This is a genomic window from Bradyrhizobium sp. 76 (assembly GCF_023073025.1).
In the GTDB taxonomy this organism is placed as follows: domain Bacteria; phylum Pseudomonadota; class Alphaproteobacteria; order Rhizobiales; family Xanthobacteraceae; genus Bradyrhizobium.
In genome coordinates this window covers 1-24,020 of record NZ_JADPIS010000091.1, presented here as the reverse complement: position 1 = coordinate 24,020, position 24,020 = coordinate 1, and the positions used below count along the sequence as shown (strand labels likewise).

Annotated in this window: 19 protein-coding genes; 17 read left to right on the top strand and 2 right to left on the bottom strand. The window is 59.0% G+C overall.

The annotated features are described in order from the left end of the window. The 12 genes from IVB48_RS22745 (at nucleotide 1) to IVB48_RS22690 (ending at nucleotide 13,746) form a co-directional block, all read left to right on the top strand. The gene (locus tag IVB48_RS22745; protein WP_247403102.1) at nucleotides 1-1,719 is read left to right on the top strand and encodes an ABC transporter ATP-binding protein; all 1,719 of its coding nucleotides are present in this window, start codon (nucleotides 1-3) and stop codon (nucleotides 1,717-1,719) included. Nucleotides 1,720-2,197: 478 nt separating this feature from the next. Beyond that, a complete protein-coding gene (locus IVB48_RS22740) occupies nucleotides 2,198-2,620 on the top strand; it encodes a transposase (protein ID WP_247403100.1) in 423 nt (140 codons plus the stop codon). After that, complete coding sequence (gene tnpB, locus IVB48_RS22735; RefSeq protein ID WP_247368121.1) at nucleotides 2,617-2,970, top strand: IS66 family insertion sequence element accessory protein TnpB; 354 nt, start codon at nucleotides 2,617-2,619, stop codon at nucleotides 2,968-2,970. Before IVB48_RS22740 ends, tnpB begins: the two co-directional genes overlap by 4 nt. A gap of 69 nt (nucleotides 2,971-3,039) precedes the next feature. After that, nucleotides 3,040-4,629: an IS66 family transposase gene (locus tag IVB48_RS22730; protein ID WP_247403096.1), complete on the top strand. Its 1,590-nt coding sequence runs from the start codon at nucleotides 3,040-3,042 to the stop codon at nucleotides 4,627-4,629. Between the two features lie 396 nt (nucleotides 4,630-5,025). Next, nucleotides 5,026-6,411, top strand: coding sequence for a sugar ABC transporter substrate-binding protein (locus IVB48_RS22725; RefSeq protein WP_247403093.1), 1,386 nt, complete (start codon nucleotides 5,026-5,028; stop codon nucleotides 6,409-6,411). Nucleotides 6,412-6,493: 82 nt separating this feature from the next. Next, entirely contained in the window at nucleotides 6,494-7,429 is a 936-nt protein-coding gene (locus IVB48_RS22720) for a sugar ABC transporter permease (RefSeq protein ID WP_247403091.1), read from the top strand. Nucleotides 7,430-7,439: 10 nt separating this feature from the next. After that, on the top strand, nucleotides 7,440-8,300 hold the full coding sequence (locus IVB48_RS22715) for a carbohydrate ABC transporter permease (protein WP_247403089.1): 861 nt from the start codon (nucleotides 7,440-7,442) through the stop codon (nucleotides 8,298-8,300). Beyond that, nucleotides 8,297-9,238, top strand: a complete 942-nt coding sequence (locus tag IVB48_RS22710) for a ribokinase (protein ID WP_018457748.1) — start codon at nucleotides 8,297-8,299, stop codon at nucleotides 9,236-9,238. Before IVB48_RS22715 ends, IVB48_RS22710 begins: the two co-directional genes overlap by 4 nt. Further along, a complete protein-coding gene (locus IVB48_RS22705) occupies nucleotides 9,235-10,005 on the top strand; it encodes an SDR family oxidoreductase (protein WP_026233437.1) in 771 nt (256 codons plus the stop codon). The genes IVB48_RS22710 and IVB48_RS22705 overlap by 4 nt, the downstream gene beginning before the upstream one ends. Continuing rightward, nucleotides 9,998-10,825: an HAD-IIA family hydrolase gene (locus IVB48_RS22700; RefSeq protein WP_247403087.1), complete on the top strand. Its 828-nt coding sequence runs from the start codon at nucleotides 9,998-10,000 to the stop codon at nucleotides 10,823-10,825. Before IVB48_RS22705 ends, IVB48_RS22700 begins: the two co-directional genes overlap by 8 nt. Continuing rightward, entirely contained in the window at nucleotides 10,825-11,937 is a 1,113-nt protein-coding gene (gene ugpC, locus IVB48_RS22695; RefSeq protein ID WP_247285573.1) for a sn-glycerol-3-phosphate ABC transporter ATP-binding protein UgpC, read from the top strand. The genes IVB48_RS22700 and ugpC overlap by 1 nt, the downstream gene beginning before the upstream one ends. A gap of 33 nt (nucleotides 11,938-11,970) precedes the next feature. After that, nucleotides 11,971-13,746, top strand: a complete 1,776-nt coding sequence (locus IVB48_RS22690) for a phosphoenolpyruvate hydrolase family protein (RefSeq protein ID WP_018457744.1) — start codon at nucleotides 11,971-11,973, stop codon at nucleotides 13,744-13,746. On the opposite strand, the gene IVB48_RS22685 is transcribed toward IVB48_RS22690, so the two are convergent. Further along, nucleotides 13,721-14,395: a hypothetical protein gene (locus tag IVB48_RS22685; RefSeq protein ID WP_247403085.1), complete on the bottom strand. Its 675-nt coding sequence runs from the start codon at nucleotides 14,393-14,395 to the stop codon at nucleotides 13,721-13,723. The genes IVB48_RS22690 and IVB48_RS22685 overlap by 26 nt on opposite strands. A gap of 1,088 nt (nucleotides 14,396-15,483) precedes the next feature. Between IVB48_RS22685 and IVB48_RS22680 the strand changes: the two genes are divergently transcribed. From IVB48_RS22680 to IVB48_RS22670, 3 genes are all read left to right on the top strand, one after another. Then, entirely contained in the window at nucleotides 15,484-16,635 is a 1,152-nt protein-coding gene (locus tag IVB48_RS22680; RefSeq protein WP_247403083.1) for a glycoside hydrolase family 88 protein, read from the top strand. A gap of 10 nt (nucleotides 16,636-16,645) precedes the next feature. Continuing rightward, nucleotides 16,646-17,638 carry an AraD1 family protein gene (gene araD1, locus IVB48_RS22675; protein ID WP_247285577.1) on the top strand — a complete coding sequence of 331 codons (993 nt, stop codon included), beginning with the start codon at nucleotides 16,646-16,648 and terminating at the stop codon, nucleotides 17,636-17,638. 226 nt (nucleotides 17,639-17,864) lie between these two features. Further along, nucleotides 17,865-19,217, top strand: coding sequence for a PLP-dependent aminotransferase family protein (locus IVB48_RS22670; protein ID WP_247285578.1), 1,353 nt, complete (start codon nucleotides 17,865-17,867; stop codon nucleotides 19,215-19,217). Between the two features lie 58 nt (nucleotides 19,218-19,275). On the opposite strand, the gene IVB48_RS22665 is transcribed toward IVB48_RS22670, so the two are convergent. Beyond that, nucleotides 19,276-20,721 (bottom strand): aldehyde dehydrogenase family protein, encoded by a 1,446-nt coding sequence (locus IVB48_RS22665; RefSeq protein ID WP_247403081.1) that lies wholly within the window; start codon nucleotides 20,719-20,721, stop codon nucleotides 19,276-19,278. 263 nt (nucleotides 20,722-20,984) lie between these two features. Here IVB48_RS22665 and IVB48_RS22660 point away from each other — a divergent pair, with 263 nt between their 5' ends. Further along, complete coding sequence (locus tag IVB48_RS22660) at nucleotides 20,985-22,196, top strand: CoA transferase (protein ID WP_247337848.1); 1,212 nt, start codon at nucleotides 20,985-20,987, stop codon at nucleotides 22,194-22,196. Nucleotides 22,197-22,270: 74 nt separating this feature from the next. Further along, entirely contained in the window at nucleotides 22,271-23,050 is a 780-nt protein-coding gene (locus IVB48_RS22655; RefSeq protein WP_247403079.1) for an enoyl-CoA hydratase-related protein, read from the top strand. The last annotated feature ends 970 nt before the right edge of the window (nucleotides 23,051-24,020 follow it).

The window sequence follows — 24,020 nt, the reverse complement described above, 5'->3', positions numbered from 1 at the left end:
ATGTTGCATGTTCTTCCTCCCCAGCCTCCTCAGCCAAGTCTTCTCAACGTAGATTCGCTGCGCGTGTCATTCGGACGCGACAATCCAAACGGCACGGCCGTGCGTGGCGTGTCGTTCTCGCTTCGATCGGGGCGTTGCCTCGCGATCGTCGGCGAATCCGGCTCGGGCAAGAGCGTAACCGCGCGCGCTCTCGTCGGGCTTGCGGGCCATGGGGCACATGTTCATGCGCACGAGATGAACTTCACAGGGACAGACCTGACTGACTTCAATGAACGTTCATGGCGGCTCATCCGGGGCAAGAAGATCGGCTTCGTGCTGCAGGACGCCCTTCTCTCGCTCGATCCACTCCGTCAGGTCGGCAGAGAAATCGGCGAGGGCCTCCTTCTCCATCGTGCTGTCCACTCCCGTGAGGAACTCAAACGCCGCGTGGTTGAGCTGCTCGAACTCGTTGGGGTTCCTGAGCCTGAGATCAAAGCCCGGCAGCTGCCGCATCAATTGTCCGGTGGCCAACGCCAGCGAGCCCTCATTGCGTCGGCGCTCGCACTCGATCCAGACCTCTTGATCGCCGATGAGCCAACCACCGCGCTCGACGTGACCGTGCAGGCACAGGTGCTGGCGCTGCTCGAGGAAACCAAGGCACGGGGCAAGGCTCTGATCCTGATCAGCCATGACCTGGCGGTGGTCTCGCGCATGGCGGATGATGTTCTGGTCATGCGCGAAGGCGAGGTCGTCGAGCGTGGACCAGCTGCGCAGATCTTCGGCGACCCGCAACACGATTACACCTCGCAGCTCCTGAACGCGGTACCCTCGGGACGTCCCCGCGGCTCCCGTTTGTCGTCCACGGCGATTGCACGGCTACCCAAGTCTCTGAGCCCGCTGCAACAACAACCCTCGCCCAAAGCCACTGCAATCATCCTCAGTGCGACCAATCTTGTGAAGCGATTCAACGGCCCTGATGGCGTCGCGCGGACGGTGGTTGACGGTGTGTCCTTCGAGCTTCGGTCAGGCGAAACGCTGGGCCTTGTGGGGGAATCAGGATCAGGTAAATCCACCACAGCCCGCCTGGCGATGGCTCTGGATACTCCCGACGAGGGAGCCGTTCTGTTCCAGGGAGAGGCGTGGAGCGAAATCGCCGAACGCAAGCGTAGGGCGCGACGCCGCTCGATCTCCGTGATCTATCAAGATCCGCTCAGCTCCTTTGATCCACGCTGGACCGTCGGCCGCATCATATCTGACAGCCTCCTTGATGTGGACACCGGGTCGGAGCGTCGCCTGCGCATTATTGAGCTGCTCGAGTCGGTGGGCCTATCGCCAGCATTCCTGGATCGCCGGCCGCTGGAGCTCTCGGGCGGCCAGCGCCAACGCGTCGCGATCGCGCGTGCGATCGCGCCAAAGCCAGCCGTGATCGTCTGCGATGAACCGGTTTCCGCTCTGGATGTCTCGATCCAGGCGCAGGTGCTCGATCTGCTCGGGGATCTCAAGGCGCAGCTCGGTATGAGCTATCTCTTCATCTCGCACGATCTCGGCGTGATTCGCCATCTCAGCGACCGGGTCATGGTCATGCGGCATGGACGCGTCGTCGAGAGTGGCGATACGGATGAGGTTTTCCTCAATCCACGGGCGGACTATACCAAACGTCTGATTGCTGCGGTACCTCGCCTCGTCCGACCTGTCGCAACCGATCGCTCCTCGATCCTCGTCAGCGGAGAGGTCGCATGAATGCGCCAGTACTTTCGGTTAGGTTTAGCGTGGATTGGGGACCAATAGACTGCCCGCCGAGACCGATGTCCCGCCAATCCCATCGGGGCTGCTGATACCTCTTGCCCGCAAACGGATCGGAGGATCCGTCTCAACCAATAGACGAGACCCCTCCTGATATGGTTGAGCCGGCTCATTGAAGGCGAGTATGCGGGCGGTCCAAGCCGCACAAGCTTCTCTAGAGTCTATGTTGCTTGCTGATTGCCATGCACGACGATCCGTCCGGGCATCTCACGACTTCTCCACCTGTGACGGGATGGAGTAGGTGCAGACTCATTTGAGCGCTTTCTCCTGACACGATTGCAGTGCAGGGCGGCGACCGCTTCAACGCGAATATTGCTACGCCCATACCTCTTGGCTGTAAGCGCTTAGCCGGAACCCATGCTTCGGGATATGGATAACTATGCGAAGAAGCCTCCGGCTTGGACGGAGGTTTGGGATGGGATTGGACAGCAAAAAGGACGTCCATTTGGACGGCCCATCGGCGCGGTTGGTGAGGCGGCTGGAAGTTCTTGAAGGACCGTCGGGGCGCCGCGTGCGTTCGGAAGCTGAGAGAGCTCGGATCGTCGCCGAGAGTCTGTTGCCCGGTGCCCAGGTGTCCGAGGTGGCGCGCAAGCACGGAGCGACGCGCTGGCAGATCTACGATTGGCGACGGCGGTTTCGACAACGAGGCATGTTGCCGCCGTGCGAGGCGTCCCCGCCGACATTCGCGCCGCTGGTCGTGGAACATGCGTTGGAGGAGCGTCAGACTCCGGCGATCAAGCTTGAGATCGCGATCGGTGATGTCGTGCTGCGGACGGATACGGACATTGATGGTGAGCAGCTCTCCCGGGTGATCCGTGCGGTGCGAGCGTCACGATGATTGGGGCCGGTGCTGATCTGAAGATTTACGTTGCAATGCGGCCGATCGACTTCCGCTGTGGCCACGATGGGCTTGCGGCAAAGGTGCAGGAGGTGCTCCGTCTTGATCCGTTCAGCGGCGCAGCCTTCGTGTTCCGATCGAAACGAGCGGACCGGATCAAGATTTTGGTCTGGGATCGAACGGGCCTGGTGTTGGTGCACAAGCGCCTCGAAGGTTGCAAGTTTGTTTGGCCAACGATCGCAGACGGCGTGATGCGAATGTCGCCCGCGATGTTCGCTGCCTTGTTCGAAGGGCTGGATTGGAGATTGGTCCGCCCGGAAGAAGCACGGCGCCCTCAGGCGGCGGGATAACTGCGGCAGAATGACTCGGCAGCTATTTTGATCGTGGCACACGCGGCGGCGATGTGCTCGAAATAGCGCATGAGCATCGCGGCGCTACGCGACGAAAACGAACGCCTGAAGGCGCTTTTGACGCAAACGCAGGCGGCCTTGAGCGAGCATCAGGGGGCGCTGGCGGCGTCGGAAGAAGCCCGACGCCGCCTGGAGATCATTCTCGGCGAATTGCGACGCGACAGGTTCGGCGCGAAATCCGAGAAGCTGCGACCAGATCAGTATCATTTGCCGCTCGAAGACGTGGAGATCGCGCAAGGCATCCTGGATGCCGCGCAGGAGAGAGCCGAGGCGGCGATCCAGGGCCGATCACGGAACGCGCCAGATCATGGTTCTCATCGCAATCGCGGCTGCTTGCCTGTCCATTTGCCGCGGGTGGAGCGGATTATCGAGCCTGTGAGCACGCTTTGCCCGTGCGGTTGCGGCGCCATGACGAAGATAGGCGAGGACGTCAGCCAGCGTCTTGACGTGATCCCGGCGCAATGGCGCGTGCTGGTCACGCGCCGCCCGAAATATATCTGTCGCCGCTGCTCGGGCCCCGTCGTGCAGGCGCACGCACCGGAGCACGTCGTGCCCGGCGGGCTGCCGACCGAAGCGGCCATCGCGCACGTGATCGTCTCCAAATTTGGCGACCATACGCCATTTTACCGTCAGGCCGAGATCTATGCGCGCCAGGGAATCCGGCTTGATCGGGCGACACTGGGCAACTGGTCTGGCCGCGCCTGCTTCCATCTTCAGCCCATCGCCGACCACATGCGCCACCACCTGGCCATGGCGGATCGGCTGTTCATGGATGAGACCAAGGCGCCGGTACTCGATCCCGGGCGCGGCCAAACGAAGAAAGGCTACTTCTGGGCGATCGCCTCAGACGACCGCGGCCACAGCGGGGCAAGTCCGCCAATCGTGCTGTTCCGATATGCCCCCGGTCGCAGCGGTGCCTTTGCTGAGCAGTTCCTCGACGGTTTTGGCGGACGCTACCTGCAATGCGATGCCTATGACGGGTATGACCGGCTGAACGAAGTCGTTCGACCGCAAGGGCCATGGACGCTCGTGCATTGCTGGAGCCATTTGCGCCGGCGCTTCGTCAAATTGGTGCGCAACAGCAAGTCACCAATCGCCGAGGCCGCTGTTCGGCACATCGCGCAGCTTTACGCCATCGAAGCCATGGTGCGCGGCTCATCGCCGGACATACGGTTGGCCGCGCGCAAGGAGCACTCGCTGCCAATGGTAGCCGCGTTGAAGTCGTGGTTCGAAAAACAGCTGTCGATGATCTCCAGCGGTTCGACCCTCGCCGAGGATATCCGCTATGCGCTCAATCATTGGCAGGGGCTGACCCGCTTCCTCGAAGACGGGCGTCTCGAGCTCGACACCAACCCGGTCGAGAACGCCATCCGGCCAGTCTGCTTGACCAGAAAAAACGCTCTCTTCGCCGGTCATGAAATCGGGGCAGAAAACTGGGCCTTGCTCGCGTCGATCGTCGCCACCTGCAAGCTCAACGACGTCAATCCGGCCGCCTACATCGCCGAAACACTCGAGGCGATCCTCGACGGCCATCCCCATAGCAGAATCGGCGACCTCATGCCGTGGCGCTTCCGCAAGGCGTCAAGCCAGGCTCAATAGGGCCCCGGCTGAGCGCTTACTCTTGGCTGCACTAACGCCCATCATATCGCCGCTTGGATCGCGCTCCAGAAGCCGCATATCGTATACGGCAACGGAGCATCGATCGCCATGCTCGCCCTGTGCGCCTTAGTGCTGTTCGTCTCGAACTGGGATATAAACGCAGCCATCACAGCGGTCGCCAGGCTGTTGTCGTCAACCGGGGCCCATTCCAAACTCCGCTTCTTCCAATTGATACTTTCCCAATCGCCCGACTTTTTGACTTACCCAACCTTACCCAATCCGAGCCTCAAAGGCCGCTTTCGTTGGATGCGCGAAGATTAGCCTCGGTAACGCCGCGGCCGCTTGAAGAGGAGGGGGCGCGTGGTTTGCGGGCCAAAGACCCCATCGGAGGGAATCATGCCAAGGACGCTCGCCGCTTTGCGCGGCCATACGGCTAGTTTTGCAAAAAAAGCTCTCATCTGCTCCACGCTTTTGGCCGGAACGGCCATGGCGTTTTCCCAAGCTAAGGCGGACGACATCAACTGGCGCCAGTTCGAAGGTACGTCGATCGTCTGGGCCTACGACATTCATCCGTATGCCGACGCGGTCGCGGCCCAGTTGCCGGAATTCGAGAAGCTCACCGGCATCAAGGTGACGCCCGAACTGTATCCCGACGATGCCTATTGGAATAAGCTGACCATCCAGCTCAGTACAAAATCCCGCAGCTGGGACGTGGTGGGCACGGGCATTCAACCGGCCTGGGATCTCGCACCGGGCCAGTTGCTCGAGCCGCTCGATCAGTATCTGAACGACGCTAAGCTCACGGCCGCGGGCTACGACTACAAGGATTTCTTCCCTGCATTGCGGGATGCGCTGACCTGGAAAGTCAAGGAAGGCCAAATCGAGCCGGGAAGCGGGCAGGTGTGGGCGATCCCGCATGGCTTTGAGAACATCCAGCTGTTCTACCGTAAGGACATACTTGCCAAATACGGCATCGGGGTCCCAACGACTCCGCCAGAGATGTCCGCCGCCTGCGAAAAGCTGAAGGCTGCGGATCCCGCCATCACCCCTTTGGGCGTGCGCGGCGTGCGCTTTTGGAGCAGCATCCACACAGCTGCCATCTCGATTGCCAGGTCCTATGGCGTGCATGATTTCGTCGTCCAGGACGGCAAGTTGGAGACAGGGCTGGATTCGCCCGAGTCGATCGCCTTCCACAAAGACTATGTGGACATGATCAAGAAATGCGCGGCGCCGTCCTTTGCCAATGACAACTGGTACCAGGTCGTTGATGGCATCAATTCAGGGCGCACCGCGATGGCGATTGATTCTAATATGTTCGGGTTTTGGAACGACGTGGCTGGCAAGCCCGCGTCCGGCAAAATCGCGTTCGCACCCCCATTGCACGCACCGACTAGCAAGAACTTCGAGTCGAATATCTGGATCTGGTCGCTTGCGATGAACGCTGCGTCCCAGAAAAAAGGAGCCGCCTGGCTGTTCATCCAATGGGCAACATCGAAGCAAGTCGAGCTGAACGGCGCCATCGCCGGCAAGCTCGTCAACTCTCCGCGCGCCTCGACCTGGAGCGACAAGGCCTGGCTCGACTATGCGGCAAAGCCAGAGTTCAACAATTTCGTAGACACGTTTAAAACCGTGCAGGAACGGGCGCAACTCGCCTTCACAGCCCGCGTCGGCTTTGCCGAAGCAATGAACGCATGGGCCGTAGCCATGCAGAAAATGGTCAACGGAGCCGACGTGAAGGCGACGCTGGCCGCCCTTGCCTCGGAAATCCGTTCGTCAATGTGAAACAAATGGGGCGGCGAGCTCATCGCCGCCCCATGCATTTTAGAGATAGACTGAGATGGACCTTCGAGGATCCGACGGGCTCGTGACGCTGCAGTCTTCAGCCAGCCCACTTGTTGCGTCAAACGATAAGGCGGCCGCGCGCGCCGAGGAGTCGCATCTTGACTGGTGGAGCATCGCCGCGATAGGGCCAGCGATCACCATATTGCTCGGCTTTCTTTTTCTGTTCTTCTATGGCGTCTTTCAGTCGCTGACGGATCTCAAGTTCGGTCGACCGCTGGTCCACTTCGTCGGCCTCAACAACTATGCAGCGCTGATCAAGTCGGATGATTTCTGGAACAGCATTCGGGCAACTCTTGTCTACGCCGGATCGGCGGTGGTTGCGGAGGCTGCCTTCGGTCTTGCACTTGCAAAATTGTTCGCGACCGAAGTCATCGTTGCACGGCTGATGCGGCCGGTCATCCTCTTGCCCCTCGTGCTGCCTCCGATGAGCGTAGCGCTCATGTGGACGACGATGATGGACCCGCAAAGCGGGATCCTTAACTATCTGCTCTCGCTTGCAGGAATCGCCCGTTTTGCATGGATTTCAGATCCCAACACCGCAATGTTCTCGCTCGTCCTGATTGACGTCTGGACCTACACGCCATTCTTTGCGCTGATCATTTTCGCAGGCCTTCAGGGTATCAATGAAGAAGTGAGGGAGGCCGCGCGTGTCAATGGCGCAAAGGGGTGGGCAACCTTTGTGCATATCGAGTTGCCGCTGATCGCTCCCTACATTCTGATCGCCGCGGTGTTTCGACTGATCGAATCGCTCAATCAGTTCGACATCATTTTTGGCACTACGCAAGGCGGGCCTGGAGATAGCACCTCCGTTCTTTCCGTGCGCGCCTACATTATCGCATTCCAGAATCTCGCCTTCGGGCGTGGTGCAGCCCTCATGGTCGTCAACTGGATCATCGTGCTGGTGGGAACGTTCGCCATGGTCAAGCTGTGGCGCGTCGTGCGGCAGCGCGTCAGCTGAGGGCCAACGTATGCGACTGAAACGCGCCGCCTCCGTCAATTTGATCCTGAACCTGCTCGTCGGCATTTGCGCATTGATCCTGGCCTTCCCGCTTGTCTGGATCGTGATGATGTCGCTCAAGCAGCAGGCAGAGGTCATGACCTGGCCGCCGACCTTCTTGTTCTCGACGACATTGGAAAACTTTCGCGTCTTGTTTGACGTCGCCCAAGCCGGAGCAACCAGCTACGGCACTATCAAGATCGATTTCCTGACCCCGATCACGAACAGCGTCGTCATAGCGCTTGGCTCTGTCTTCGTGTCCCTGCTCGTGGGGGTCCCTGCCGGCTACGTGCTGGCAAGGCGGGACATTCCCCTCAAAGAAGACATTGCCTTCTTCATTCTGGGCTTCCGCTTTGCCCCGGTCCTACTGGTCGTCATCCCCCTGTTCAGCGTTTTCCAGACGATTGGCCTGTATGACACCTATATCGGCATGATCTGGGTCTACCAGGTCGTCACACTGCCGATGATCGTTTGGCTGAGCCGCTCCTATATCGAAGATATCCCAAAGGACATCGAAGAGGCGGCTGCCATGGATGGCGCCAAGCCGGTCAGGGTCGTGTTGCACATCGTGCTGCCGCTTTTGAAACCCGGTCTGATAGGGGCCTCTCTGCTCATCTTCCTGCTCGCGTGGCACAATTTTGCCCTCGGCCTGATCCTCTCTTCGACCAAGGCGCCGGTAACCGTCGCTCTGCTCAAGCTGCTAAACCCGGGCGTGCAATTCTATCCCGTCATGGCGGCAGGATTGGTCGTGACGATGATCATTCCCGTGATCCTGATCGTCATCGGCCAGCGCCACCTGGAGCGTGGCCTTACCTTTGGTGCTGTAAAATGAGTGCCAGGCCGTTGATGTTCTTCGGAACGACAAACCTCGATCTCTGCTTCAATGTCGAGCGGCTGCCAACGCCAGGTGAAAGCCTGATGGGAACGCTGACCCGTCACCCTGGAGGGAAAGGCGCCAATCAGGCTGTGGCCGCGGCTCGGCTTGGTTTGAGACCGCACTTTTACACGCGCCTTGGCGATGATGATGCGGGTCATTGGCTCCTGCAGTCCCTGACAGAGGCCGGCGTTTGCGCCGACGCGATCAAAATCGCGCCGGGCGAAGTCTCCGGCTCCGCTCTGGTCATGGTCGGTGACGACGGCACTAACATGATTGTCATAGATCCCGGCGCCAACCTAAACGTCACGCCGCAGATGATTGAGAACGCCGCGGAATTCATTCAGCACAATGCGATCGTGGTCGCCGAAATGGGTATGCCGGTCGGAGCGCTCAACAGGCTCTTCGAGCTGAAGCGGGACAAGGGCTTCGAGCTGATCTTCAATCCGGCGCCAGTGAGGTCCGGGCTTCCGTCGACAGCGTGGAGCTGTGTTGATTTCGTCACACCGAACCAGACAGAGGCTTTTGAGCTGACAGGTATCGAGGTCGACGACTTTGAAGGTGCCGCCCACGCTGCGTCCAAGCTTCTTGATCTCGGGCCAGGTGCCGCGCTGATCACCCTCGGGGCACAGGGCGCCTATTATGCTGATAAGACCCGCTCTTTTGCCCTGCGAGCCTTTCCCGTGAGAGCGGTCGATACTACCGCCGCAGGCGATGCCTTCAACGGAGCATTCGCCGCATCACTGGCCGAACGGCTGCCCTTGAGAGAAGCAGTTAGGAAAGCGCTGGCGGTAGCCGCGCTCTGTGTGACTAGACGCGGCGCGCAAAGCTCCATGCCGAGCGCCGAGACCGTTGACGAGTTTCTGAAATCCCAAACGATCCTGGAGTTGGAATGACCGAACAGTTCTCAGTTTCAAACAGAACGGTGCTCGTGACCGGTGCCGGGGGCGGCATCGGGTCTGCCATCGTGAATGCGTTTCGATCTGGTGGAGCGAATGTCCTTGCCACCGATGCCAACCTGGAAACTCTCAGGAGCACTCTGGCAAGCCTGCCCCATGGCAACGGCGTACTACCGATGGCGATGGATGTCGCAAGCGAGGACGATGTTAACAGGGTTCTGGACGCGGTCGCCAAGCACTTTGGCCGGCTCGATGTGCTGGTTAACAATGCGGGCGTCAAATCTGCCCAACCGCTCCTGAATGGCGATGCGGACAAAATCGAGCGGACCATCCAGATCAACTCGGTCGCGGTCCTGCGCTGCTCAAAGCTCGCGATCGAGCGCTTCATGAAGGACAAAGGGGGCCGGATCGTCAATATCGGATCCTCGCTATCGTCCCAAGGTGCAGTCTTTAACTACCAGGCGGGCGGCGCCGACTATTGTTTGTCGAAAGCAATTGTTCACGACCTCACCAAGCTGCTCGCCTATGAATGTGCCCCACACAAGATCAATGTGAATGCCATTGCGCCCGGGATCATCGATACACCGATGCATGGGCGCCCGCGCGAGGAAACCGAGGCACGTCACGGGGGCCGTATCCCGCTCGGACGGGTCGGCGTGCCGGAGGATATCGCAGGTCTTGCTGTTTTTCTTGCAAGTCCTGCAGCTTCCTACATGACCGGGCAGATCGTACACGTGAATGGCGGGATGCTGATGAATGGCTAGTGTCGCTTCTCCCCCCATTTGGCCGCAAGTGGACGGTATCATTTCGGATCTCGACGGCGTCGTCTACCGCGGCAACGCGGCTATCGTCGATTCCGTGGAGGCATTTGGACGGTGGCAGGCAGCCGGATTGCCCATCTGCTTCGTGACGAACAACTCGACGCACACGCCAGCAGATGTCGTCAGCAAACTGGAAGGCCTTGGGCTTGTTATTGCGCCGAAGGACGTGGTCACCAGCGCCATCACCGCCGCCGAGCTCATCCGCGCTACATACCCGAAGTTTGGGCGTATATTCGTCATCGGCGCGCCATCCCTTACGAAAGCCATGACAGACGCGGGGCTCGAGGTGACGGATCGAAAGCCCGACGCCGTGGTCATGGGGCTCGATCGACAAATTACGCATGAGAAGCTGCGGATTGCGGTCGACGCGATCCTAAATGGAGCAGCCTTTATTGGCACCAACCCCGACCTCCTGTTGCCGACGGCAGGTGGATTCGAGCCCGGGGCAGGAGCTACGATCGCGGCCGTGGCTGCTGCCACGAAAGTGCAGCCTTTGATTGTTGGTAAGCCGGAGCCGCATATGATCGAGACTGCACTTTCCCGCCTGGGCACGGTACGCAGCGCCACCTTGATGATCGGAGACCAGATTCAAACTGATATTCAGGCTGGCAAGAGAGCAGGGCTTCCGACCGTGCTGGTCACGACCGGCGTGCCGCCCCGAGATGATCCCTCACTGGTATCGCCCGATTTCATCGTGTCCAGCCTGTCTGAGGTTGGGATAGCCCGAGCCACCATTGGAAGCCAGCGACCGAGGAGAGCGTGATGGCCGACGTTCGCCTGGAAGGTATCAATAAGGCCTATGGGACGATCCAAATCCTGCGGAATGTCGACCTGATCATTGAACATGGCGAATTCGTCGTGTTCGTTGGACCATCGGGTTCAGGCAAGTCGACGCTGCTCCGAATGATCGGAGGGCTCGAGCGTATCAGCGGCGGGCGGCTCTTGATCGACAATGAAGTCGTCAATGACGTTGATGCCGCCGACCGAAACATCGGCATGGTGTTTCAGAGCTACGCACTCTATCCGCACATGACCGTGCGCGAGAACCTTGCCTTCCCCCTGCGTATGGCCAAAGTTCCGAAGGCCGGGATTGAGGCCAGGGTCACCGAGACTGCATCACTCTTGCAGATCGATCATCTGCTGGGACGCAAGCCTCGGCAACTGTCAGGCGGACAAAGGCAACGCGTGGCTATTGGGCGTGCCATTGTACGCGAACCCAAAGTGTTCCTGTTCGACGAGCCGCTGTCGAATCTCGATACTGAGTTGCGGGTGCAGATGCGGGTGCAGATTGCCAAGTTACACAAGCAGCTTGGCAACACCATGATCTACGTGACCCACGATCAGGTCGAGGCAATGACAATGGCCGACAAGATCGTCGTACTCAAGGACGGCAACATCGAGCAAGTGGGCAGTCCGCACGACCTCTATCACAATCCGGCATCTCGCTTTGTCGCCGGGTTCATCGGCTCGCCTAAGATGAACTTTCTCAGCGGCCACATCGAATCAGCGCACGCGACGGGCATGGGCGTCAAGCTCGATGCAGGCGCGACAATCCTCGTCCCCGTCCAGCCGAACCAGTCGCTTGTCGGCAAGCCGATCACGGTCGGAATTCGCCCCGATGATTTCTCTCCATCCGCGGCCGAGAAGACCGATATTGGGATCGAGATCGACGTCGATTTCGTCGAGCATCTTGGCAGCGTCACCTACATCTACGGCAATGCTGGCAGAGAATCGATGGTTGCCAAGGCACCGAACGCGGCGGCGCCCAGTAGGTCGGGCAAGGTTCGTCTTGCGGCTTCGCCGGCGGACTGCCACCTCTTCATGATGAACGGAAATGCGCTGCGACGGTTGCATGCGCCGGCAAATTGGAGCTAGCCTTCCGACCTGCCCTGCAGGAGGCGGGACGGCATGCACACGCGGGTGGACCAGGTCAAGGGCGGCGGGATCAGGCGGTTCTTCCGGAACTCTCGTTCTTTTGTACTCGGGGCGGGGATCGGATCAGGCATGGCCGCCAGAGCTGCCGAGCGGGCGGGCGCGGATTTCGTGCTTGCGCTCAATGCTGGCCGGTTTCGCGCAATGGGTGGCTCTTCACCTGCCTCAATTCTTCCGATCCGCAACAGCAACGAATTCGTGGCTGGCTTCGGTCGGACCGAGATCCTGCCTTCAACGAAATTGCCAGTCTTTTTCGGGGCCTGTACCTTCGATCCAAAGCTCGACATCGACCGCTTTCTCGAGCGCATCATCAGCTGGGGCTTTTCCGGAGTCACCAACTTTCCTTCCGTGATCCACATCGATGACTACAGAAGATCTCTGCTGGAAAAGTCCGGCCTTGGCTACGAGCGGGAAATCGAACTCCTGGTCAAAGCTGCACAACACGGCCTGATGGCAATCGGCTATACGCGCACCCAGCCCGAGGCAAGGCGCATGGTCGAAGCCGGCGTCGAGGCCATCTGCATCAATTTCAATCTCAACCGGCCGATCGAAAGCGGATGCGACCCCACGATCAGCCTGTCCGAGCTCGCCGCGCGCACAAGCGCTGTTGCTCGCGTCGCTCAATCCATCGACAGGAACACGATCTGCCTGATGGGGGGCGGGCCAATTACGAAGCCTGACGAACTCCTCGATATCTGCCGCGAAACAGGTGTTCAGGGCTTCATCGGCGGCTCGTCGCTCGACCGCGTCCCGTTGGAAATGTCGGTCCTTGAGGTGACTTCAGGCTTCAAGACCATTCACTTGTTGCGGGAGAAGGTCGATCTTCTCGAGCGTCAGCTCCAACTGAGCGGATTCAGGCACGGTGTGATCGCGCAATCCTCAATCATGAAGCGCGTGCTCGAGACCGCAAGGCGCTTGGCAGGCCATCCCAGTCCTGTGCTGGTGTGGGGCGAGGCGGGGTCAGGAAAGCGACGAATAGCCAGTCTGGTCCACGCCTTCAGCGACAAGAAACTGACCAAGCCTGCGCTGTTTCAATGTCGGCCCGGCCCAGCCATCGATACGGTCGGCGTCCTGTTCGGCGCCGGGCAGACTGAGACCAGGCGACGCCAAGTGTCGCTCCTGGAAACCGCAACGGATTCTACGATCCTGCTCATGCATGTCGATCAATTGTCGCGGGACGGGCAAGAGCGTCTTGCCGACTATCTGGAAACCGGCAGTTTCACGCCGCTGAATAGCGTAGCACTGGCACGTTCCTCTGCACGGATCATTGCAACTGCAACCGTTGCTCGCGGGGGGGCTCTTAACGCTGTACTATGCCCTCGGCTTGTTGCGCTATTTGCCGGGCTGGATATTGGGTTACCCCCGCTGCCCGATCGTCTCGAGGACCTTCCGCAACTTGTTCAGCATTTCACGGTGGAGGCTAAAGGAGATTCGAATGCCCAGACGCTCGGTATAGAAAATTCTGCGTTCTTGGCGCTCGCAGGCCACAACTGGCCGGGCAATTTGAGAGAATTACGCCAGATCGTGAATCAGCTGGTGACGTTGCAACAAACGCACATTACGGCTGATGTCCTGAGGCCACTCTTGACGGCGTCATCACCTCTGAAGCCGACAAGCGCGTTCTCCGAACGCGAGTGGATCATCGAGGGCTTGAAACGAAACAAGCTGCATCGAGGGAAGACTGCCCGGTATCTGGGGCTCTCAAGAAAAACTCTGTACAACAAGATCAAGGGGCTGAGGATCTTGGAGTAGCAGTTGCCCTCTTGTTTTTGCCCAACGGCCGCCTTGAAGCTGTCACGTCCAAGAGCGCGAACTTTGGGGTCGACGACCCCTGTTGGTCAAGCCTGGCCAATTCCATCTCGTCGCAAATCCTCAGCGCGAGAGCCGTTTCCGGCAAGTAGACAATGCCATGGAGATGCGGACCAAGTCGTCTCTCTGCCGATATCATTGCAGCATCATCGGCAGCGGCGAACAAGATCTTAAACCCCAGGCTAGCAAACCATTCCATGCGCCGAAGTTCGAGCTCCTGGCCGGAATCGACCGGTTCGCCAGCCGCAGATCGCTCAATCATGGACGCTGGTGGGAAATTTACTACTCCGCTGACCCCAGCTTTTTTCAACGCTTCGGCAACGTCCTCCCAACACGCGAACGGATCGATCATCATGATGGCCGCGTACGTGTGGGCGCGCGTTATCTCGGAAACGTTTTGCAAGCCGCGCAGCAGACAGTCATTCCAATCGATAATGGGCAAGGTAGCCATCACGAGTATGGAGCCCTTCGGAAGGCTGCGCAAAGATGGTGCGTAGATTTCCAACGACGCCCCTTTACGGCCGACGGGCAGAAGACTGGCAAGTTTCCCGACGCCTGTCACTTTCAACGCATTATACCCGATTTTACTCATCGTATCATTCGCCGATCTTACACGTGATTTGAACCCGGTCTACATGTGAGCGCACGCCGGATCCGCTGGCAGACCGGGCTTGTCTGCTTCCTCCCTCGACTTAAGCCGCTGTTGGAGAAGTCCAGCAGCGGCCTCTTTTTCAGGTTCCGGGCCAGTGAGGGCATGCGATGCCACCCATTCCGTCAGAAGCTTTCCGAGCAGGCGTGCTTTTTTGAACTGCGGGGGACCATCTTCGAAGCACTCGCAGGAGTGTGGCTCCATCCGGTCCTTCCGCGGACATACTAATCAGATTGCAGGTAAAAGCAGGTCGGCATTCTGCGTGCGACACCCGATAAGTCTGTACGGCGCGGCGATCTCCTCCTAGTCGAAGTCCTCGATCCCGGACACAACTAGGACGGCGATGGAGAAGCACGCAGACTTTCTTGGTGCTCAAGATAGAACTTGTTCATCTTGGCTATGACCTGCGGAATGTTCGTCTCGAACGATCTACTGAAGCTGGTCTCTCATGTCGGCCGAGGCGCTCGCAGGCTCGACGCACCTGCAGGTCTTCGTTCCAATGCTCGTTGATATCTGCTCAGCCTCCACGCGCGTCAGTCTCGGAAGGGTGATCTTCGGCATGTCCGGCCTCCTCTTAGGCACGACAGAGGGTTGTACCAATTGTAGAGCTCTTGCCGGGTGGCGCCGCCCGATCTTCGTACATTCCGACCGCGAAGCGTCCGGCCAGATCGTAGCCGAAACTTGTTGGGCGTTGCGTTAGCCTTGTGAGGACGAATTCGCGCGGCTCCTGCAGGGGAACGTTCGCAGTATTCGAGGCCGATGCCCGTTGCGACTCGGACCGATAGCCAGTCGCGAGTGGCCATGTGAGCGCTGTTTAGGACAGCGATCGAGACCGTCGCACCAATCGTGACCCGACGAGCAATTTGGCAAGCCAGTGCGGGCTAGTCGGGCGACGATAAGAGGGCAATGCCCCGATGTCAACCAAGAGAGCTGAACCAATCCGCAATTGATATATCTCAATAATCATGCAAACCTTGCCATGTGTATGGAGTGGCCACAGAGGCGCCCGATAACGGCAACAAGGACGTGAGATGACTAGGAACTGGGATGAAGCGATCGAGCGCATCAAAGATCGCATTCGTTCGACAGCGCAGCAGGTGGGCGATGGTTTCCCGCATTGGGCTGATCCAAATACCGGAATCTGGAGAACGACAGCTCATGGTGATTGGACCGGCGGCTACTGGCTCGGAATGTTGTGGCTTGCGTCGCGAGACGAGGAGGGCGAGCGCTGCAAGCATTTGGCTGACGAAGTCTGTAAGCGTCTCGTATCCCGCGTAAATGCCGACACAGCCTTCAAGGCTGCGACGTTCTACTACGGTGCGGGCCTGGGGGCGCTGCTCGGAGGAAGCAAGTCAGCGCGAGAGTTGGGTCTCGCGGCGGCAAGAGACATCAAACATCGATTCGACCCCAAGCTGGGTTTGGTGCCGCTCGGAGCGAATGCCGAAGAAGGATCACATGTTGGAGCGACCGCAAGCAGCATCGATAGCCTGGTCGTATCTCTGCTGCTCTTTTGGGCTGCAAGGGAGTCGAACGACAGCCAAATGCTGGACGTCGCCGCCAAACATACAGCCCGGGTTCTCTCAATCCATCAACGAGAAGATGGTGCCTTCGTTCAATCCTCTTCCCTAGACGTGCAGAGTGGCGAAGTGCTTCAACGCTATACGCACAAGGGATACAGCGAAAGCAGCGTTTGGGCGAGGGCGCAGGCATGGGGCGTGCTGGGTGCGACCATCAGTTGCCTCTCGGGAGGCATCGACGAGCGCTTCCTTGCTGCCGCAGTCAAGGGTGCGGATTGGTGGATTGATCACGTGCCAGCCGATGGCATTTCTTACTGGGACTTCAACGATCCTGCGGCCCCGAATACTGAACGAGACACAGCCGCGAGCGCCTTCATGGCGTCTACTCTGTTCAAGCTGAGTTCGGTCGCGCCCTGTGAAGGCAAGCGTCAAAAATACAAAGATGCTGCGGAAAAGACGGCCGCCGCTCTCGTCGATGGCTATCTCACCCCGTTGGGAGACGATGACAACAGACCCGTCGGCATGTTGGTCGAGGGCTGCTTCAACAAACGGGAAGATTCTCGGCCCGAGGACTACGTCAAAAATGCCGAGCTTATCTTCGGTAGCTATTATTTGTTTGAGGCGCTGCTGATGCTCAGCGGTCGCCTGCAGCCCTCTGAGGTGTAAGGAACGCGAGATGCGACTAGTTCAATTTGTGACGCCGGAAGGCCGTCGGCAGGTGGGCGCCATTCTCAATGATGGTGCCCAGCCGGTGGTCGTAAAAGATGCGACGAGCGTCCGCGAGCTTGCGCTGGAAGCCGCGCGCTCGGATGCGTCCTTGGAACAACTTATTTCGGCACGGGGGGGTGAGGGAGAAGTCGATTATGACGAAATTGTTGCCGAGAAGAGGTTGCTTCTGCCGCTCGATCATGCGGAGCCGTCCCGCTGCACCATTTCCGTGACGGGCCTAACGCATCTCGGAAGCGCCGAATCTCGAGATGCCATGCACGCAAAATTAGCAGCAGATGATCTCTCCGACTCGATGCGCATGTTCAAACTCGGTCTTGAAGGTGGCAAGCCGGATCATGGAAGCATCGGGGTGCAGCCCGAGTGGGCATACAAGGGGGATGGTTCGTGGGCGGTGCCTCCCGAGCATCCGCTTAGTTTGCCGGCGTGGGCCGAAGATGGCGGCGATGAAGCAGAGGTCGTGGGCCTCTACGTCATCGGCGACCAAGGGGAGGTCCTGCGTGTGGGCTTCAGCCTCGGCAACGAGTACTCGGATCACGTGATGGAGCAGCAGAACTATCTCTATCTCGCCCATTCAAAATTGCGCGAGTGCTCTTACGGTCCCGAAGCCTTGCTCGGCGAGCTCCCGAGTGACGTAACGGGTACCGTGCGCGTATCGCGGGCCGGTTCAACGATCTGGTCTGACAAATTCATTTCCGGCGAAGACAACATGTCACATACCATCCGCAACCTTGAACATCACCACTTCAAGTATCGCGGTTTCCGTCGGCCGGGTGATGTTCACGTGCATTTCTTCGGCGCGAGCGTTTTGAGCTTCGCCGCCGGGGTCAGGCCGCGCAGCGGTGACGTTTTCGAGGTGGAATCGAAAGCGTTTGGCCGACCATTGCGCAACCCACTTATCGCGGACGAAAAGACGGAGCTCCTTTCGGTCAAGGTACTTTAGGTTTCAAAATCGAGGCAGGTCTACCTAAGTGACGCTTGGGTCCTTCATGGAGCAAGTGACCGGGCGGCGAGGCGGCGGTCACTGACCTCTCCTGTATCCGGAGCGCTCCGCCGTCTTTCGACACGCCGGAAATCCGTTGAAAATCAGCGGCTTCTCGCCCAAATTCATGATTGCGAGCTCGGCCTCGGGAGTTGAAGGTCAAGGTCCTCTAAGATAAGCGGTTGAAATGCAAAAATGGTATCCCGAACTGCGCCCCGGCAAGGCACCCGCTTTTCTCCGTTTACTCGAGGCTATTGAGAAGGACGTTTCGTCCGGGTCGCTTGCTGTCGGGGCGAAACTCCCGACTCAGCGTGACTTGGCGGAGCGCCTCGGTCTCAGCGTCGGCACGGTGATCAAGGCCTACGCAGAGGGGCAACGCAGAAGCCTGCTCGTTGGCCACGTTGGCCGAGGGACGTTTGTTGCAGAACAGCGCCAGAGCGTCCAGTCTCGCGGGCGGGTGATCGACCTGAGCTTGAACATACCAGGCCCCTCGCGGTTGCCGAAAGTGCTCGCAGATAGCAGGTGGACGTTCCCCAGTGACATCTCCGATTATGTCGGCTACCTCTCTCAGTCCGGGGTGATGGATCATCGTAGCCAGTTCGCCAGGCTGTTGCGCGATACCGGCTTCGATACCGGACCTGACAATCTCGTCGTCACGAATGGGGCGCAACACGGGTTCTCGTTGACACTGAGCGCCATTTGTCAGCCGGGTGACAAGGTATTCGTCGAGGCCGCCACTTACCACGGCATGAAATCGTACGCTCATTTCGCCAAGCTTGAGCTGGTCGGGCTTCCAATGGATAGCGAAGGCCTCGTTCCGGAAGCGTTCGACAGAGCGGCGGCTTCGGGCAATGCGCGAGTGCTGTTCACGATGCCCACGGTCCAGAGTTCCACGGCCACAATCATGGGAGCCGCTCGCCGCCAGGAGATTGTGCGAATTGCACGCAAGCACGACATCCTAATCATCGAGGACGATGCCTACGGCTTCTTGGACCAGGCCAGCATTCCTCTCGCCTCGCTGGCTCCGGAGCGGACGTTCTACGTCAATACGCTGTCGAAATGTCTGGCGCCCGGCCTACGCCTGGGCATGCTCGTCGTGCCCGAACAGTATATACCCCGTATCCATCAGGCCATGCGGGCGACCGTTTGGATGGCGTCTCCCATCTCCTCCATGATCGCCTCCGAGTGGATCGAGAACGGCCTTGCCGCCAAGGTGCGTCAGTCGTTGGCACAAGAAGCAAAGAACCGCGTCAAACTCGCTTCACAGATCCTACGGCCGCATGTTAGGCCCAACCATCCACCGAGCTTTCACGTCTGGCTGGATTTGCCGAGTGGCGCCGTCGAGCATGTTGCCGCCCGAGCATTGCAACGCGGAGTGATCACCACGCCGTCTTCCGCTCTGCTTGTCGATCCGTCGCTGATCTCGGGATTGCGAATCTCGATCGGCGTGCCAGATCGTATCGAGGATCTCGAGTGGGCCTTGCGGCAATTGGCCGGATCGTTAGAGCCCACCAACGAAGCTGACATGTCCATCATCTGAAACCAGAATGCGCCAAGCGCATTCTGGTTGTGCTGTGTCTTCCGGGAGTGGCACCTGGTCAGATGTTGCCGCCGAAGGAATAGGACGTCTTGACTGTCGTGTAGAACTCGGCGGCATATCTGCCCTGTTCGCGCGGTCCGTAGGACGAGCCCTTACGGCCGCCGAACGGAACGTGGTAGTCCACCCCCGCGGTTGGCAGGTTGACCATGATCATCCCCGCTTGAGCATTGCGTTTGAAGTGACTCGCGTACTTCAGACTCGAAGTGCAGATCCCAGCCGACAGTCCGAACGAGGTATCGTTTGCGATCTCCAGGGCATTCTCATAGTTACGAGCACGGATCACCGTTGCAACGGGTCCGAATATTTCCTCTCGTGCGATCCGCATTCGATTGTCGACTTCCGCGAAGAGGGCAGGAAATAAATAGAAGCCCGGCATATCTCGACTAAGCAGTTCGCCGCCAGCCACGAGCTTGGCGCCTTCATCCTGGCCTAGACGAATATAGCTGAGATCTTGATCGAGCTGACGCTGATCGACCACCGGGCCAATGTGGGTTCCGGCTCTGCAGGCGTCGTCCACTACGAGGGATTTCATACGTTCTGCCATTGCCGCAACGAAATCGTCGTGGACGCCATCTGTCACGATAAAGCGGGAGGAGGCAGTGCAACGCTGGCCCGTCGAGAAGAAGGCGCTGTTCACTGCACATTCGATGGCGACGTTGAGGTCGGCGTCGTCCAGAACGACCATCGGATTTTTCCCGCCCATCTCAAGCTGAACCTTTTTCATCGGATGAGCCGTCGTACAACTCTGCGCGATGTGTTCCCCCGTGGAGGTCGAGCCGGTGAATGAAATCGCGGCAATTTTGATATTCTTCAGCATGGCCTCACCAACGACGGAGCCGCGGCCCATGACGAGGTTGAACACACCTGGCGGAATACCTGCGCGCGAGATGATCTCCGTTAACGCGTGCGCCGATCCTGGCACCAGCTCTGCTGGCTTGAATACGACCGTGTTCCCGCACGCGAGAGCAGGAGCAATCTTCCAGGCAGGGATCGCGACGGGAAAATTCCAGGGCGTGATGAGCCCCACAACGCCCACGGGTTCTCGCGTAATCTCGACGTCCACCCCAGCGCGAACGGACGGCAGCTTCTCGCCTGGGAGACGCAGACATTCACCCGCGAAGAAGTGGAAGATCTGTCCTGCACGCGTGACCTCGCCAATCCCCTCTGGAAGGGTCTTACCCTCTTCGCGGGAGAGAAGCCGCCCAAGTTCCTCCTTCCGTGAAAGGATCTCGGCGGCGATCGCATTGAGGCAATCGTGCCGGGTCTGGATGGTTGAATGGGACCAGGCTCGCAAAGCGTCGAATGCCGCGTCAATCGCTCGCTCCACATCGGCTGCCGAAGCTTGCGCAAATTCCCCGACCACGTCGGACGTGTTCGAAGGGTTCACGTTCGGCACTGCGTTTGACGCAGCAAGCCATTCCCCGGCGATGTAATTCAAAGTCATCGATGTCCATCCAAATTAGGTTTGTCGAAAAATGCCATGCGGGCGCGATGGCGAATTCATCATCGCTCTACGCGTCAGCGGCGTTGGTACCGGAATTCCCGGGGGACAGTGCTCGACCGCGCCGCAATCCAATTCCACATATATTGGGGTATATCAATGAAACATTGGGCTAGCATATGATTTGACCTGTTTAGGGTTGTGCTGTAGCTTTCGTGTGTCGGCTCGTGGCCAACCAAAATCAGATCCATTAGAGAGGTCGCCAAGTGATCGCTGAACCCGCAGACAACACGCTCGCCCCCAAAGCCGGCGCCCTCAACGGAATTGTCGTGCTGGAAGTGGGAATGGTGATGCAGGTCCCTCTTGCCGGCCAAGTCTTGGGCGATCTCGGCGCGGACGTCATCAAGGTCGAAAGACCCCAGGGCGACATCACCCGTGGGCTCGATTTCGAGGCGACTCGGGTTGGGGGAATGAGCTCCTACTATGCAGCCATGGGACGCAATAAGCGTACACTCGCCTTGGATCTCAAGAATCCAGTCGCCAAGGAAATCCTGCTTCAGCTGGTCGATAAGGCCGACGTGCTCATGCATAACTTCCGACCGGGCGTGATGGAGCGACTAGGCCTCGGATTCCCCGAACTGAGCGCGCGCAATCCTCGGTTGGTCTATGCCGCTGGGTTCGGCTTCGGTGAAAGCGGGCCTCTGGCGAGCCGGCCCGGCCAGGATATGTTGGCGCAGGCTTTCAGCGGGCTTGCTCGCGGCGGGCTTGAAGAGCATCAACCGCCTCACTTGACCAATTCGCCTATCGTTGACTACGGCGCTGCAATGTCGCTTGTACAAGGTGTTCTCGCCGCCCTTATTGAACGTCAAACCTCTGGGCTCGGCCAAGTCGTCTCGACCTGTCTGTACGATGTTGCACTCGCCATGCAACTCTGTGAAATTGCGAGCGAGAGCATTTACGGAACGAAGACGAACTGGATCAGTCAGTCGATCTTCTTCAAAACTAAAGACGGCTGGGTCTCGGTGGTTATGCTGTTCCGTGACAATCCGCTTGGGCTGATGTGCCAAGCGCTCGGTCTGCCCGACATCAGCACGCGACCTGAGCTGTCAACCCGCGAAGGTCAGGTTGCGAACCTTTCGACCGTTCAGGAATATTGCGCGGAGGCGATAGCCTCACTCACGACCGAGGCGGTCGTGCAGCGACTGTCTGAGGTGGATCTCCTTTGCACGGCCGTCAATGAGATCGCGGACGCCGTCAGTCAGGCCCAAACTGCGCACAATGGCATCATGTGGCAAGTAGATGTACCCGGGCGCGGAACCGTTCCGTTGGCCGGTCTTCCGATTAGCCTGTCGCGTACCCCGCCAGGCATCCGGATCCACCCAGCACCGATCGGTGCTGCCACCGACGAGGTGTTGTCCTCATTCGGATTCTCAGTCGAGGCCATTGCCGAGGCCCGCAATAGAAGGGCGTTCGGCTAGCCGCCGTGACCTTCGTTCGCGGCTAGCGCGAAGAAGCGCCATAAATTCCAAGCCAAACCTTCACGGATCATCCTTTGACCACATCAGACCTCGTCATCGCGTCCACGCCGTCCCCACATGTTCGGCTGTTGAGCATGAATAGACATGCGAAACGAAACGCTCTGAGCAATGAACTCATCGCACATATTGCCCAAGCCTGCCGCACTGCCGTTTCCGACGAGGATGTACGTTGCATCGTGCTCACAGGAGGTGACGCCTTCTTTTGTGCGGGCGCGGACATCAAGGAAATGCAGCAGCGCGGGTTCGAAGCCATCAACAACCCTATCAGGCGGAATAATTGGAGAGATATTACGACCTGCGTGAAGCCCATCATTGCAGCCGTTGAAGGTGTATGTTTCGGCGGCGGGAACGAACTGGCCATGCTCGCCGACATCGTGGTGGCGGGCGAGAATGCACAGTTTGGGCAGCCAGAAATCAATATAGGCGTGATCCCTGGCGACGGCGGCACTCAACGATTGACCCGCGTAGCAGGAAAATCATTGGCAATGTTGATGGTTCTGGGCGGTCAGCCAATTTCTGCTCAGGCCGCGCTGCGTGCCGGGCTCATCGCGGACATCGTCCCCACCGGCACGGCGAGCGCGCGAGCGCTCGAGATCGCAGGCCTCATTGCGCAGAAGCCGCCGCGCTCCGTAGAACTCGCCAAATCAGCCGTGCTCGCCGCATATCAGACGCCTCTGGATGCCGGTGTGGAATTCGAACGACAGGCAATTCGGGTGGCCTTCGCGACTTCGGACCAGCAAGAGGGGATGGATGCCTTCTTTGAAAAGCGCCCGCCCAGATATCGGGGAGAATGAGATATTCGACGCAAGGGCCTTTGCCTTCCGTCGTTGGTGCGGAACGGCTCCGCCAGAACGAGGCATAAGGCGGCGGTCTTCACCAATCGAAATGCCAATACCTGGCCACGCTCCCCTCTCGGCTTGGGAGTAAGGGAGCCGTTCGCAGTATCAGGGTCGCGATGTAACCGTGCCCAGTGGCTGGGTTCCTAAAATGGGCGATGTGCGGCGCCACGGCGACTGACTCGTGCGCACTGTTAGTGATGCGCACCTTCGTCGCACCTCGCAAAAACGCGCAAAGCGCAAACCTCCTTCGCCGTATGACAAGGCCGCGCGGCAATCTACTGCAGCATTACCGACACCTTGGATGACGGCGGCCCAGCCGTTTGCCTTCCAGTATGCTCCGTCAAGGTGGTTAGGATGGGAGTACAGCGACATGTCCGCGAACGCGATCACCTCCTCGTACGCGAGAGACCCATGGACGGGGACCGGGTGTTCCGACTCAGCCCATCGTAGCGCCGCTGTTCGTTGCCTTTCCTTTTCGAGCACTTGAATTCTTGGTGTTGTCAGTTGCGCCGGATGTTGAGAGAGGCGGGCGCTGATCGCTCCTGCAGATCCGGAGTTCAGGGCCATTTTTCGTCGAGGCGGTCGGCATTTCCGGCCCGCAATGTAACCAGCCGCGCATTGAGCTAGTGCACTCTGGCTCGGAAAATAGAGCATCTTGCGCGCGATTATGCAGCGTTTACCGCGACTTTGCCGACGCTCCTTATCTTCACCACGAATTCTCGCGATCTCGACGCGCCATTAACTAGCCCAATTCGGTATTGCTGTGCTGCAAGATTGACATTGGGCTATCTGCGTGTTGTGCTGCTCGCGTGAGAACTAGGGCAAGAGAGCCGGCTTCGCAAATTTGAACAGGTCGCTAAGTGGAGTTTCTGCCTGAAGGCGGCGATAATCGCCGTGAACAGGAGAGACGATGAGCAGACGACCA

Coding starts and splice junctions, on each gene's coding strand:
- IVB48_RS22700 (WP_247403087.1), top strand. CDS start 9,998: ATGGCTAGTGTCGCTTCTCCCCCCATTTGGCCGCAAGTGGACGGTATC.
- tnpB (WP_247368121.1), top strand. CDS start 2,617: ATGATTGGGGCCGGTGCTGATCTGAAGATTTACGTTGCAATGCGGCCG.
- IVB48_RS22670 (WP_247285578.1), top strand. CDS start 17,865: ATGCAAAAATGGTATCCCGAACTGCGCCCCGGCAAGGCACCCGCTTTT.
- IVB48_RS22710 (WP_018457748.1), top strand. CDS start 8,297: ATGAGTGCCAGGCCGTTGATGTTCTTCGGAACGACAAACCTCGATCTC.
- IVB48_RS22690 (WP_018457744.1), top strand. CDS start 11,971: ATGCACACGCGGGTGGACCAGGTCAAGGGCGGCGGGATCAGGCGGTTC.
- araD1 (WP_247285577.1), top strand. CDS start 16,646: ATGCGACTAGTTCAATTTGTGACGCCGGAAGGCCGTCGGCAGGTGGGC.
- IVB48_RS22745 (WP_247403102.1), top strand. CDS start 1: ATGTTGCATGTTCTTCCTCCCCAGCCTCCTCAGCCAAGTCTTCTCAAC.
- IVB48_RS22730 (WP_247403096.1), top strand. CDS start 3,040: ATGAGCATCGCGGCGCTACGCGACGAAAACGAACGCCTGAAGGCGCTT.
- ugpC (WP_247285573.1), top strand. CDS start 10,825: ATGGCCGACGTTCGCCTGGAAGGTATCAATAAGGCCTATGGGACGATC.
- IVB48_RS22680 (WP_247403083.1), top strand. CDS start 15,484: ATGACTAGGAACTGGGATGAAGCGATCGAGCGCATCAAAGATCGCATT.
- IVB48_RS22665 (WP_247403081.1), bottom strand. CDS start 20,721: ATGACTTTGAATTACATCGCCGGGGAATGGCTTGCTGCGTCAAACGCA.
- IVB48_RS22725 (WP_247403093.1), top strand. CDS start 5,026: ATGCCAAGGACGCTCGCCGCTTTGCGCGGCCATACGGCTAGTTTTGCA.
- IVB48_RS22705 (WP_026233437.1), top strand. CDS start 9,235: ATGACCGAACAGTTCTCAGTTTCAAACAGAACGGTGCTCGTGACCGGT.
- IVB48_RS22740 (WP_247403100.1), top strand. CDS start 2,198: ATGGGATTGGACAGCAAAAAGGACGTCCATTTGGACGGCCCATCGGCG.
- IVB48_RS22715 (WP_247403089.1), top strand. CDS start 7,440: ATGCGACTGAAACGCGCCGCCTCCGTCAATTTGATCCTGAACCTGCTC.
- IVB48_RS22685 (WP_247403085.1), bottom strand. CDS start 14,395: ATGAGTAAAATCGGGTATAATGCGTTGAAAGTGACAGGCGTCGGGAAA.